10 protein-coding genes and 1 pseudogene are annotated in these 12,949 nt (G+C 40.2%); 7 read left to right on the forward strand and 4 right to left on the reverse strand.

The genetic code is table 11. The features are described from left to right. The first annotated feature begins 387 nt into the window (after window positions 1–387). Window positions 388–783: a DUF3718 domain-containing protein gene (locus C427_RS13660; RefSeq protein WP_007638622.1), complete on the forward strand. Its 396-nt coding sequence runs from the start codon at window positions 388–390 to the stop codon at window positions 781–783. Window positions 784–1,112: 329 nt separating this feature from the next. Here C427_RS13660 and rmuC read toward each other — a convergent pair. Both rmuC and C427_RS13670 read right to left on the reverse strand, forming a co-directional pair. Beyond that, a pseudogene (gene rmuC, locus C427_RS13665) lies at window positions 1,113–2,604 on the reverse strand (DNA recombination protein RmuC). A 106-nt stretch (window positions 2,605–2,710) separates the two neighbouring features. After that, window positions 2,711–4,228 carry a fumarate hydratase gene (locus C427_RS13670; protein WP_007638627.1) on the reverse strand — a complete coding sequence of 506 codons (1,518 nt, stop codon included), beginning with the start codon at window positions 4,226–4,228 and terminating at the stop codon, window positions 2,711–2,713. A 133-nt stretch (window positions 4,229–4,361) separates the two neighbouring features. On the opposite strand from C427_RS13670, the gene pabB reads away from it, so the two are divergent. The 3 genes from pabB (at window position 4,362) to C427_RS13685 (ending at window position 7,886) form a co-directional block, all read left to right on the forward strand. Continuing rightward, window positions 4,362–5,819 carry an aminodeoxychorismate synthase component I gene (gene pabB / locus C427_RS13675; protein ID WP_007638629.1) on the forward strand — a complete coding sequence of 486 codons (1,458 nt, stop codon included), beginning with the start codon at window positions 4,362–4,364 and terminating at the stop codon, window positions 5,817–5,819. Then, the gene (locus tag C427_RS13680; protein ID WP_007638631.1) at window positions 5,812–6,378 is read left to right on the forward strand and encodes a CoA pyrophosphatase; all 567 of its coding nucleotides are present in this window, start codon (window positions 5,812–5,814) and stop codon (window positions 6,376–6,378) included. The genes pabB and C427_RS13680 overlap by 8 nt, the downstream gene beginning before the upstream one ends. A 134-nt stretch (window positions 6,379–6,512) precedes the next feature. Then, window positions 6,513–7,886: an L-serine ammonia-lyase gene (locus tag C427_RS13685; RefSeq protein ID WP_007638641.1), complete on the forward strand. Its 1,374-nt coding sequence runs from the start codon at window positions 6,513–6,515 to the stop codon at window positions 7,884–7,886. Window positions 7,887–8,420: 534 nt separating this feature from the next. Here C427_RS13685 and cysB read toward each other — a convergent pair. Beyond that, window positions 8,421–9,395 carry an HTH-type transcriptional regulator CysB gene (gene cysB, locus C427_RS13690; protein WP_007638643.1) on the reverse strand — a complete coding sequence of 325 codons (975 nt, stop codon included), beginning with the start codon at window positions 9,393–9,395 and terminating at the stop codon, window positions 8,421–8,423. 242 nt (window positions 9,396–9,637) lie between these two features. On the opposite strand from cysB, the gene C427_RS13695 reads away from it, so the two are divergent. Both C427_RS13695 and C427_RS13700 read left to right on the forward strand, forming a co-directional pair. Then, entirely contained in the window at window positions 9,638–10,330 is a 693-nt protein-coding gene (locus C427_RS13695) for a sensor histidine kinase (RefSeq protein WP_007638644.1), read from the forward strand. Between the two features lie 69 nt (window positions 10,331–10,399). Next, on the forward strand, window positions 10,400–11,167 hold the full coding sequence (locus tag C427_RS13700; protein WP_007638645.1) for a hypothetical protein: 768 nt from the start codon (window positions 10,400–10,402) through the stop codon (window positions 11,165–11,167). Between the two features lie 37 nt (window positions 11,168–11,204). Here the strand turns inward: C427_RS13700 and C427_RS13705 are convergent, their stop codons facing one another. After that, window positions 11,205–12,104 carry a LysR family transcriptional regulator gene (locus tag C427_RS13705; RefSeq protein WP_007638647.1) on the reverse strand — a complete coding sequence of 300 codons (900 nt, stop codon included), beginning with the start codon at window positions 12,102–12,104 and terminating at the stop codon, window positions 11,205–11,207. Window positions 12,105–12,232: 128 nt separating this feature from the next. Here C427_RS13705 and C427_RS13710 point away from each other — a divergent pair, with 128 nt between their 5' ends. Continuing rightward, window positions 12,233–12,946 (forward strand): CoA transferase subunit A, encoded by a 714-nt coding sequence (locus C427_RS13710; protein WP_007638649.1) that lies wholly within the window; start codon window positions 12,233–12,235, stop codon window positions 12,944–12,946. The last annotated feature ends 3 nt before the right edge of the window (window positions 12,947–12,949 follow it).

The raw sequence follows: 12,949 nt of genomic DNA on the forward strand, positions 1-12,949 counted from the left end.
GTCTCCGCTTAATTTAATAAAACGGTTGTAAATTCGGTTTCATTAACATTTACGTTACACATGCCAGCTTATGACTTTACCCCTTCTAGATTATTAATTTTTTGCCATAAGAAAAAGTAGAGAGAACAAAATAATATTATTTAGAAAAAACCAAATGACCGTCACTTATTATAATTGCTCAACCAGTGTTTGCTTAAAATTAAAATATGTAACTGTTCAGGTTTTAAAGACGCTTTTTGAAGGAACCTTAAAAAAGTTATGAAAACCAATACCTAAGTATCACATCATAGATTTTTGATTCAATTCAAATCGGTTTCAATAGATTCCTGAAAACGCTGCAACGTCAGCAACGTTTGCAAATAAACTTAATCACCGAGGAAATTAACCATGTTGAAAATTGTTAAAACTTCTATCGCTATCGCAACCGCTTCTTTACTATTTGCTGGCAACGCTCAAGCCGATGTTAGCGAAGCTTTACAAAATATCTGCACTATTGTCAAAGCAGATGATAAAGGCGAGTTACGTAAAAAAATGAAACGCGTTCAGTCTGACTTTAGACTTAAGCTTAAAGATTACTACTCAGGTGTGTCATGTGGTGGTAACAGCCTTATTCGCACAGCAATGCTCAACGATGCTGTTGAAACAGGCACCTTGATGGTTAAGAAGATGCCAAAGGGTGACTTAAGCTCACCAGAATCAGACGGAAAAACAGTATTGGTATGGGCTTCTGAAAATGGTTTAGATGCTTCAGCTATCGTTGCGGCTCTTAAAGACAGAATATAAACTGCGCGCGAAACAAGAATTGTTCTTGAACGAACTTGGCTGCGGCCACCGAAACGTTCAACATGGTAGGTAGGTTTCTTTAATCAAGTAACCTTACCTAAAAAACGGCCTCTTCTGAGGCCGTTTTTTATTGTCTGAACACAAAGGTACAACACACAAAACAAAAAAGTTTTAAACCATCGATGGAAACGAGTGCACCGAGGAAAAGGAAAATAATATTTATTATGTGTTCCTCGGCTCGCGGCACCCAGAGCAGCAAAGCCTCTTTTTACTCAGTGATGCAAAACGCTTTTAGAGAAACGTAAGGCTATTAAGATTGTCGCTGCTTTTTATACTTCATCATCCTCAATTTCGGCGTTACCCAGCAAAATTCCATCTAACTTTTTATTGCTCTGTACACCTAATTTTCGGAACTGCTCTACTTGTCTTACAAGGTTGCCTTTACCTGTAGACAGTTTGTTCATCGCACCTTCATAACTTTTCTGACTCGATTCTATAGCTTTACCTACTTTATCCATATCGACCATAAATCCGTGGAACTTGTCGTATAACTTGGCTGCGTTGTCAGCAATTTTCTCGGCATTTTGATTCTGGTATTCGTATTGCCAAATATTGTTGATTGTACGCAGTGCCACCAGCAAATTCGTCGGGCTAACCAGCATGATATTGTTATCAAAAGCCAGTTTCATTAATTCAGGTGCTTGATCTGCACCAAGTAAAAATGCCGACTCAATAGGAATAAACATCAACACATAATCTAAAGTGCGAATACCTTTTAAATCCTGATAGTCTTTTTTACCGAGTTCTTTTATATGATTTCGCAACGAGTTGACATGTTCTTTTAAGTGCACAGCGCGTGCTAATTCATCGTCATGTTCATTAAAATAACGCTCGTAGGCAGCAAGCGATACTTTTGAGTCAATCACCACATCCTTGTCGTTAGGCAAATGCACAACCACATCAGGCTGGAAACTTTTTCCATGTTCATTTTTTAAGGCAACTTGAGTATCAAACTCGTGACCTTCGCGCAATCCAGATTCTTTCAACACTCTTTCTAAAAACCACCTCGCCCCAGTTACCTTGGACTTTGTTATCCCCTTTTAAGGCTTTCGTTAACGCGGCGGCGTCATGAGTGATTTGTTGGTTAAGCTCTTTTAAGCCTAAAATTTCAGTCTTAAGGGATGCTCTCTCCTGCCCTTCTTTAACATATTGATCTGTGACCTGTTTTTTAAAGCCTTCAATCTGCTCTTTTAAAGGTGACAAAATAGAATCCAAGCCAGCCTTACTCGATTGGCTAAACTTTTCTTGTTTCTGTTCAAATATTTTATTGGCAATATTTTCGAATTGTTCTTGCAAGCGTTTTTCGGCCACTTCTAGCAACTGTAATTTATCTTTACTGGCAATTTGCTCTTGTTCAAATCGGGCTGCTTGTGACTCAAGTTGGGTGCGTAATTCAGATGCAACCTTACTGCTTTGTTGATATTGCTGTTGCCAATAGTTTTTTTCTATTTCGAGTTCAGAAATCCTTTCTACTCGCTGTGTTAACTGCCCTAACTTATTTTGTGTATACATTTGTTCTTGTTGAGCTGAGCGTTGCTCTGATGTTAACTCTTTTATCAGCAAAATTTGTTGAGCTAGTTGGTCTCTTAATTGAGTTTCTTGTTGAGCCGCAAACAAACTATTGTATTCGATTGTCTGCTGCGCTCGCTTCTTGGCTCTGATGCCAGTAATCAGGGCGCCAATTATGCACCCTAATAAAAATAGACCGACAAAAATAGCATTGGGTATTGTCAGTAAAGTAGCGGCGTTAAATTGACTCATAGTGAGGTGTTTTACTCTTGTTGTAACATTTACCAATAAAAAAGGCGATAAATCATCACTGTAATTTACCGCCGATATATGCAGAATAAGCTCTGTCTAAAACAACTTATTTTTCAATTTCAGCTATTTTAATTTTCCAAATAGCGGGTCCTGTTTCATGCGCATTGGCTCCGGTGCTATCAACAGCCACGGTCACTGGCATATCCACTACATCAAATTCGTAGATTGCTTCCATGCCTAAATCTTCAAAAGCTACGACGCGCGCCTTTTTAATCGCTTTAGACACTAAATATGCAGCACCACCCACAGCCATTAAGTACACAGACTTATGCTTGGCAATACTGGCTACCGTAGCAGGACCACGTTCAGCTTTTCCAATCATGCCACTGATGCCGGTTTGCTCTAACATCATGTCTGTAAATTTATCCATCCGAGTAGCCGTTGTGGGCCCTGCCGGACCTACCGCTTCGTCACGAACCGCGTCTACTGGGCCAACGTAATAAATAAACTTATTATCGAAGTCCACGCCCTCTGGCAAACCTTCACCATTCGATAACATGGTTTGAATACGTTTGTGGGCAGCATCTCGTCCCGTTAACATTTTACCTGACAATAAAACCGTTTCACCAACTTTCCAATCTTGTATATCTTCTTTAGTCACAGTGTTTAAATCAACATGTCGGGTGCCCTCACCTACTTCCCAGGTCACTTTTGGCCAGTCTTCTAATTTAGGTGGGGTAAATTCAGCAGGCCCTGACCCATCTAAACGAAAATGCGCATGACGGGTTGCGGCACAATTAGGGATCATCGCAACAGGTTTTGATGCAGCGTGAGTGGGACATGACATGATCTTAATATCCACTACTGTTGTTAAACCACCTAACCCCTGGGCACCAATACCTAAGGCGTTAACCTTTTTGAATATATCTAAACGTAACTTTTCTTCAGTTGTCTCGGCGCCTCTATCCATTAATTCTTGAATATCCACAGGATCCATTAAGCTTTCTTTCGCCATAACTGCGGCCTTTTCAGCCGTGCCGCCAATGCCTATCCCTAACATCCCAGGTGGACACCAACCCGCGCCCATAGTGGGCAATGTTTTAACTACCCAATCAGCAATATCATCACTAGGGTTAAGCATGACCATTTTAGATTTATTTTCAGAGCCGCCACCTTTGGCTGCAATCATAATTTCAATTTCACCACCGGACACAGTATCGATATGCACAACTGCCGGTGTATTGTCTTTCGTGTTGACTCGCTTACCTGCAGGATCGGCGACAATCGATGCACGTAATGGATTATCTGGATTTAAATAAGCACGGCGAGTACCTTCATCAACCATTTGTTGCACGGTTAAGTCTGTTTTATCCCACTGCACACCCATACCGATTTTCACAAAACAGGTCACTATGCCGGTGTCTTGACACAACGGGCGTTTGCCCTCAGCCGACATACGCGAGTTGATGAGTATCTGCGCCATGGCATCTTTTGCCGCTTGACTTTGTTCTTTGTTGTAAGCCTTTTCGACCGCTTTGATGTAATCAAGGGGGTGATAATAGGAAATAAACTGTAAAGACTCTTCAATACTGTCGATAAAATCTTGCTGACGGATAACAGCCATGGATGCCTCTTAAATTTTCTGGTTAAATTTTCACTTATTGATATGATAACCTGATCGCACAGTTTGCTCCACGACAATATGGCTGCACTGTCAGTAACACATCAACTGTTTTTAGGTACACAAAGTAGTCATCATGAACAACCACACTTATTCATTAACAATCAGCCCCCTTAAAATATCTAACGACTATTCAATGGCAAACTTATTTGCTCACTTTGCTGATAAACCTTGGGCAATGCTTTTAGACTCTGCTAATAGTAAACGTCAGGATGGCCGCTTCGATATTATGGTTGCCAATCCGATTGCCACCATCACCACCATCGGCAACACCAGCAATGTGTGGCAACAAGACGCGGATCTAAATCAAGAAAGCTCACTCAACCCTTTGTCTTTAGTGCAAAACATGCTTGAAAAACACATGCCTAACCATAAAGTCAAATCAGTTAACAAGTTTAACCTGCCATTTATGGCAGGTGCACTAGGTTTGTTTGGTTATGACTTAGGTAAATGTTTTGAAAACTTGCCGAATAAAAATGAAAATGAGTATTCAACTCCAGATATGGCGATAGGCATTTACGCATGGAGCATCATTAAGGACAATATTACTCAGCAATTTTATCTATGTTATTTGGACCAATACCCCCATCCATCTAGCAACCACATACAACAATTAGTTGAGTGTGATAACACCTCACAATCCTTTAGTTTAACCAGTGATTGGCAAGCTAATATGAGTCAAGAGCAATATACACAAAAGCTGTCGTGTATTTCGGCCTACTTGCAAGCCGGAGATTGTTATCAAATTAACTTAGCGCAGCGTTTTTCAGCCCATTATATGGGTGACGAATGGCAAGCATATCAGCAGTTAAGAGTAGCAAATCATGCACCCTTTTCTGCATTTATACGCTTGGCAGACAGCGTAGTAATAAGTATTTCTCCCGAACGATTTATATCGGTTAATGAGGGCATGGTTCAAACAAAACCCATTAAAGGAACCAGACTCCGCAGCAAAGACCTTGAGCAAGATCAACTACAAATTGACTCGTTATTAAGTGCAGAAAAAGATCGCGCTGAAAATTTGATGATTGTTGATTTACTGCGTAATGATTTAAGTAAACACTGCCAGCCGGGCACTGTCAATGTGCCCGATCTGTTTAAATTAGAAAGCTTTGCCGCAGTTCATCATCTAGTGAGTACCGTCACAGGTAAGCTAAAAGCAACCAGCAACCCTATAGATTTATTGCAAGGTGCGTTTCCCGGAGGCTCAATTACCGGAGCCCCAAAAATACGTGCTATGCAGATTATTGACGAGCTAGAACCTAACAACCGTAACATTTACTGCGGCAGTATTGGCTATCTAGGCGTGTTTGGCGACATGGACACCAATATTTGTATTCGTACTCTGCTTTGCGAGCAATCACGCGAAAAATCCAACAATCAAAAAATAATGCATTGCTGGGCAGGCGGAGGCATCGTACTTGACTCTAACGCAAAAGATGAATATCAAGAAAGTCTAGATAAAGTATCAAAAATATTACCTGTCTTGAGTCAATACTCCTCATTGTCCAAACTTAGGAAGGCACGTGGATAAAGCACAATTTCTCACTCGATTTCATCATGCCAAACAAATTAATAGTGAAGCCGATTTTCCACTTCGAGAGCCTGGCAGGCCTGCCGCAGTATTATTACCAATAATGGAATACGACAACGAGCTGACTGTGTTGTTCACAGTAAGAGCGAGTCACTTAAGACATCATGCAGGACAAATAAGTTTCCCCGGTGGTAAACAGGAGCTAACTGATAATTCTTTGGTCGAAACGGCTTTGCGTGAAACCCATGAAGAAGTAGGTTTACACCCTTATAAAGTAGAAGTTGTCGGTAACTTACCAGTATATCGTACGGTGAGTCGATATGAGGTGATACCGTATGTAGGCTTCGTTTCTGCTCCAACCCGCTTAATATTAGATAAAAATGAAGTGGAGAGCACTTTCGAAGTGCCACTAAGTTTTCTAATGGATAAAAATAACCATTTAATTCATTGGGTTAAACGTAAAGAAGGGCAGTTCCCAGTGTACTTTATCCCTTGGAAGCAACATAACATTTGGGGCGCAACAGCTGCTTTTGTACGTAATCTATCGAATCATTTCTAACGTTTTTATCGTCAAAGCGTAAACATTTAAAGCAATCTTTACAGCGCTATTCAAGCTGTTATATCCATAGCTATTGTTATGAACACATTTAACTAGCACAATCAGTTTTTATCTCTTCTAGTGAAGCAAACAAAATGATCAGCGTTTTTGATATGTTCAGCATCGGTATTGGTCCTTCCAGTTCCCACACCGTTGGCCCAATGCGGGCAGCTAAAGCTTTTTGTGGGGAATTATCGGAACAAGGTTTATTTGATACCACTGATCAGATTAAGATCGAGCTGTTTGGCTCATTAGGACAAACAGGAAAAGGCCATGGAACAGGCAAAGCTGTGATTTTAGGATTACTTGGCCATGCACCTGAAACTATAGATAGCTCTATGGTTGAATCCTTTTTAGAAAAAGTAAGAAGCTGTCAGAAACTTAACCTGGACGGTAAAAAAACAATCAAATTCCCTGCACTCAATGCAATAGTTTTTCATCGTCGTAAATCCCTAAGCCAACACCCAAACGGTATGACGTTTCATGCCATGAAAAACAAGACTGTGATTACCTCACAAACTTATTTTTCTATAGGAGGTGGCTTTATCATTCGAGAGCAAGACTTTGCTGAGCAAAAAGTAGCTGCACTTATCCACGAAGAACAACCTGTACCTTATGACTTTTCTAGCGCCAAACAGCTACTAGAACACAGTAAAGAGCATGGCCTGCGTATCAGCTCAATAATGATGAAAAACGAAGAAGTATTTCAACCTAAAGAAGAAATCATCAAAAAGCTATGGCACATATGGCAAGTTATGTATAAAAGTGTGCAAACAGGCATCCATACTGAAGGTATCTTACCCGGTGGTTTAAAAGTCACTCGCCGAGCGCCTGGCTTATATCACCGCTTACAAAACGAAAAAAATGCCGACCCAATGGTCGCAATGGATTGGGTTAATCTGTTTGCATTAGCGGTTAACGAAGAAAATGCCGCTGGCGGCACGGTAGTAACCGCTCCCACCAACGGCGCAGCAGGTATTATTCCAGCGGTGTTATGTTATTACGATAAATTTGTTAAACCCGTAGATGAAGACACGGTAAGTCGTTATTTTTTAACTGCAGCAGCCATCGGTATTTTATATAAGAAGAATGCTTCCATATCTGGCGCCGAAGTAGGCTGTCAGGGAGAAGTAGGCGTGGCATGTTCGATGGCCGCAGGTGCATTAACCGAAATAGTTGGCGGTTCGGTAGACGCGGTTGAAAACGCAGCCGAAATTGGGATGGAGCATAACCTAGGTTTAACCTGCGACCCTGTCGGCGGATTAGTACAAGTTCCGTGTATAGAGCGTAATGCCATGGGAGCCATTAAAGCCATTAACGCTTCTAGACTGGCTTTAAGAGGCTCAGGACAACACAAAGTGTCACTCGACAAGGTCATCAAAACTATGTGGGAAACAGGCAACGATATGAAGTCCAAATACAAAGAAACCTCAAGAGGCGGGTTAGCAGTCAATATTATCGAGTGTTAGTAAAAGATGTAGATATTAAATGTTGAAAGACTAAAGATTTTTTGCACCACAGAGGACAACGAGGTCACAGAGGCAAAGTAAGAAAAACATAACCTGACGTCATCTATTTAAAGCGACTTATATCTTTTCCTCGGTGGTGCAAAACCTTTGGCTCTTAATGCAGTTTGAAGTCGTTTGAGGTGTTAGGTGTTAGATTTTAAATGATGAAACCAAGGATTAAAGATTTTTTGCACCACAGAGGAAAAACAAGAAAAACATAACCTGACTTCATCTGTTTAAAGCGATTTATGTCTTTTCCTCGGTGGTGCAAAACCTTTGACTTTTAATGCAGTTGAAGTCGTTTGTGATGTTAGATTTTTTAATGAAAAAAACTAAAGACTAAAGACTAAAGACTAAAGACTAAAGATATTTTGCACCACAGAGGAAGGCGAGATCACAGAGAAAAGAAAATTGATTGTTATTACTAAAAATTCAAATGAAGATTTCTAGTAAGTTAGCTTCCCCTTTTTCTCTGTGTTGGGCTTTATTGGCTTTTTACCTTACCGGTAACGTTAGGCCTTTAAACATTTTTTCTACTTCGTCGTTGTTTTTCAACATCATGGCTTTTTCTACCACTGATTTAGTTAGATGTGGGGCAAAACGTTCGATAAATTCGTACATGTAGCTGCGTAAGAATGAGCCTTTTCTGAAGCCAATCTTAGTGGTGCTGTATTCAAACAAATGGCTGGCATCAATCTTGACTAAATCTGAGTCTAGCTTGTCATCAATCGCCATAGAGGCAATCACACCCACACCCACACCCAGTCTTACATAGGTTTTGATTACGTCAGCATCTGTGGCAGTGAACACTATTTTTGGCTCAATGCCAGCGCTACTGAAAGCTTGGTCTAACGAAGAGCGGCCGGTAAATCCAAAGACATAAGTAACTAAGTTGTACTCGGCAATATCTTCAATGGTGATGGTGGTCTTTTTGGCTAAAGGATGATCACGGTTTACAATAATACTGCGATTCCAGTGATAACACGGCAACATCACCAAATCATTATATAAATGTAATGACTCGGTAGCGATGGCAAAATCTGCTTCGCCCTTAGCAGCCAAATCGCTTATTTGCGACGGTGTACCTTGATGCATATGTAATGAGACTTTTGAATATTTGTTCATAAAGCCTTTAATAACATCAGGTAAAGCATATCTTGCTTGGGTATGCGTGGTGGCAATATTTAGCTTACCTTGGTCTGGTAAGGTGTGCTCTCGAGACACCGCTTTAATGCTTTCTACTTTGGCTAAAATCTCACGAGATATATTGATCACATCTTGGCCTGCCTCAGTCACATGAGTGAGATGTTTGCCACTACGACCAAAGATTTGTATGCCTAACTCGTCTTCCAACATGCGAACTTGTTTACTGATCCCAGGTTGTGATGTGTACAAGCTTTCAGCGGTAGCTGAGACGTTTAAATTATTGTTGAGTACTTCAACAATATAACGGAGTTGCTGTAATTTCATGTCTTAGCCTTGCTTGTTAATCCTGGGAACTTCTATATATTAAATTGTTATATAACTTTAACAAGGCGAAATCTATTAGAATTTAAAAAAAGGTTCTAGTTATAACAAACTAAAACCTTAAAAAGACTGAAAAATCAAATGTCAAATACAGAAAAAGGTCTGATAAGATACGTCTAAATAATTTTAACTTTATGCAACCCACCTTATGTTACCTGTATTAACTTTCGCTGTCGGAACAATTTATGCCTAGAGAAGATACATCAATCGACTTCTCCACAATATTGGGCTCTGCCGTGCATGATATGAAAAACTCCTTATGCTTATTAATGCAATCTATCGAAAACCTAGGACAGAGTCTGGTAGAGACAAATCCTGTATCTCGAGAACATTTGGCATCGGCTCATTACGAAGCTGCCAGGTTGAATACTGGTTTGGTACAATTATTATCTTTGTACCGAGCAGGATCAGATAACCTGCCCCTTACTATTGACGAATACCACATAGACGATGTCATAGAAGATTTGCTGGCTACCAATGAAAGTTACTTAAATCATAAAAATATGATTTTAGAAGTGAGCCTATCTGCCGATTTAGTATGGTATCTAGATGCTGATTTAATTGGTATTTTGTTAAATGATGTATTAATTAATGCCATGCGTTATAGCAAAAAAAATATACACTTGAGCGTATACACAGAACATAAACAATTAGTATTTAAAGTCGAAGACGACGGCCCTGGCTATCCCAAAAGCATGCTCGAAGCCCAGAGTGTTCAAATGCAACAATGTGATATAGGAGAAGGGAGAACGGGACTAGGTCTATATTTTGCGAGATTAATTGCCAAAGCGCATACCAAAGGCGAGACTGAAGGTAAAATATACCTAGAAAACGGTGGAAGTTTAGGCGGTAGCGTTTTTATCTTAACGTTGCCCTAATTAATGAGTAATCTTAGCTATTGTTATACTAAGTGCTTTAAATCTTAAGAGTGGAAAAGTTATAGAATTATGGTATTTACAATAATAATAGTGTTGATTGTCGCGTTAGTGCTAGTAGGCGTTATTGTGAACGCGATTCAACAACACAAAAACAAAGTCGAAGGCGAACGCAGAGCTGAGTTATCCAAACAAAAAGGCATCATCGACAACACTGAAGCCGCATTAGCAACTGCTGAACAAATACTTATCTCCCAAAGACTGGTATTTATTATGCAACGCAGAATTTTGGCAGCGATAAAAGCAGCTAAACACATGGGTGATAATACAACTGGTTCAAACGATAGAATAAAATCAGCAGAAGAAGCTTTAAAAGCGATTGATGTGCATAAGTCCCCTCCGTCAGAAGACAGTTTTCAATTGCCACAAGGCGATAAGCAAGTGATTCAGTTTATTCGTGGAATCAAAACAATGAGGTCATTTTTACGCTCTGAGTTTAAGAAAAATCGTATTGAGAGCAGAGTATTTTTAGCCGAAGACAAACTACTCGAACGTTTGCAGCTTCGAGCTAACGTTGACACGTTGATAAGACGAGGCGACACAGCCATAAAAAAAAATCAATTGGGCTCTGCCAGGCAATGTTTAGAAAAAGCCATCGGTGCACTTGCTGCACAGCCTAATCAAGATGAATTTATCACTATCAAAAAGGCTCAATTAGAAGAGCAGTTGCTCAATATTGAAAGCAACCTAAAAAATGTCAATAGCCAAGATGTAGCGAAAAAAGAAAAATCAGAGAAAAACGACCTAGACGAATTATTTGCAGAAAAGAAAAAATGGTAACTGTGTCCCTTTGTCAGCATACATATCCACCTCAATTTTAACCAGAATATGAAATATTTTTCACAGTCCATTGCCAGAATGTTGAAGCCACTGACGATAAATTTCCATTTTTTTGCCGAATAACGCCGACTCGTTTACTCAAACCACTCTGATGAATATTCAGGCAAACTAAGTCTTTGCTGAGCATTTGTTCCTGACATAAAGCCGGTACCACAGACACACCTAGGTCATGTTTGACAAACTGCCCTAAGGTGGCAAGTTGACTTGCCTCCACCACTATATCCAGAGACAAATGATTTAATTCCATAAATGAATCAATCCATTGGCGAATAGCTGAGCCTTTATTCATCGCTACAAAAGGGTACAAAGCAATGTGTGACCAAGACAAAACTTGATGTTCGCTCAAGGGGTGATTAGCGGGTAATACCGCAATAAAATTATCCGTAAGAATGGGATGAAACTCCAACCCATCCATTTTTTTATGTTCGAAGGAAAAGCCAATTTCAGCCCTACCTGCTTGCACATCTTTTATCACGGACTCCATCACCACATCAGCCACTGACAATTTTATGTTAGGGAACTCAGTTTTGAACTGTTGCAAAATACCCGGCAACAGCCCAGCAGCAAAAGAGGGCATTGCGGCTATGGATAGCTTGCCTTGGCCTAATGAAAATAAGTTATGTAAGTCTGAAAACGCGTCTTGCCAATCACCCATAAGCCTAACGACCACGGGTAAAAATTGCCTTCCTTCTGGGCTTAATTCCACTTTACGAGTGGTGCGTGAAAACAATACCCCCCCCAACTGTGATTCCATTTTTTTTATTGCCGAAGATAAGGCGGGTTGAGACAGACACATTTTCTCAGCAGCCTGAGCAAAGGTATGGGATTGCGCAATACAGACAAAAATCTGTACCTGGCGAAACGATACGTTATACATAGTGAACTACTCTCGTTTAAAACAATAAAGATTAATAAATAAAATCTATTAATACACACATTAATTTAATTTTACTATTTATATGTATCTTTTACACTGTAGTACGTTAGTTAACTTGAGAATTAATCATGGCAGGTTTTAACAAGGTAGTAGACAGTTACGAAGCGGCAATGGCCGGCTTACAAGACAATATGACAGTGATAGCTGGCGGATTTGGTCTTTGTGGCATTCCCGAAGGTTTAATTGCACAAATTAAAAAAATGAATACCAAAGGCTTAACAGTTGTCTCCAATAACTGCGGTGTTGATGGTTTTGGTCTAGGCCTGCTGTTAGAAGAAAAGCAAATCAAAAAAATGGTGTCATCCTATGTAGGTGAAAACGCCTTATTTGAACAACAACTGTTAAATGGCGAATTGGAAGTAGAACTCACCCCTCAAGGGACATTAGCAGAAAAAATGCGAGCGGGCGGCGCAGGTATCCCAGCATTTTATACCGCGACAGGTTTTGGCACACCAGTAGGTGAAGGCAAAGAGACTAGAAAATTTAATGGTCGCGATTACATTCTCGAAGAATCAATCACCGGTGATTTTGCTATTGTAAAAGCTTACAAAGCCGACCGTTACGGCAACTGTATTTATCGTCATACAGCACAAAACTTTAACCCTATGGCAGCAACGGCTGGGAGAATCACGGTGCTAGAAGTAGAAGAAATAGTCGAGCCTGGCGCACTTTCTCCTAGCGAAATACACACACCCGGCATATACGTTGACCGAATAATCGTAGGCAAATTTGAAAAACGTATCGAGCGTAAAATCCTCTCCTCAGCTACTAGCAATCAATAGGCC

The sequence above is a fragment of the Paraglaciecola psychrophila 170 genome, from assembly GCF_000347635.1.
Taxonomy (GTDB): domain Bacteria; phylum Pseudomonadota; class Gammaproteobacteria; order Enterobacterales; family Alteromonadaceae; genus Paraglaciecola; species Paraglaciecola psychrophila.

Bases quoted from the DNA above. Each gene is read 5' to 3' on its own strand.
- pabB (WP_007638629.1), top strand. From the start codon at position 4,362: ATGAACAACCACACTTATTCATTAACAATCAGCCCCCTTAAAATATCT.
- C427_RS13695 (WP_007638644.1), top strand. From the start codon at position 9,638: ATGCCTAGAGAAGATACATCAATCGACTTCTCCACAATATTGGGCTCT.
- C427_RS13670 (WP_007638627.1), bottom strand. From the start codon at position 4,228: ATGGCTGTTATCCGTCAGCAAGATTTTATCGACAGTATTGAAGAGTCT.
- C427_RS13700 (WP_007638645.1), top strand. From the start codon at position 10,400: ATGGTATTTACAATAATAATAGTGTTGATTGTCGCGTTAGTGCTAGTA.
- C427_RS13710 (WP_007638649.1), top strand. From the start codon at position 12,233: ATGGCAGGTTTTAACAAGGTAGTAGACAGTTACGAAGCGGCAATGGCC.
- C427_RS13685 (WP_007638641.1), top strand. From the start codon at position 6,513: ATGATCAGCGTTTTTGATATGTTCAGCATCGGTATTGGTCCTTCCAGT.
- cysB (WP_007638643.1), bottom strand. From the start codon at position 9,395: ATGAAATTACAGCAACTCCGTTATATTGTTGAAGTACTCAACAATAAT.
- C427_RS13660 (WP_007638622.1), top strand. From the start codon at position 388: ATGTTGAAAATTGTTAAAACTTCTATCGCTATCGCAACCGCTTCTTTA.
- C427_RS13705 (WP_007638647.1), bottom strand. From the start codon at position 12,104: ATGTATAACGTATCGTTTCGCCAGGTACAGATTTTTGTCTGTATTGCG.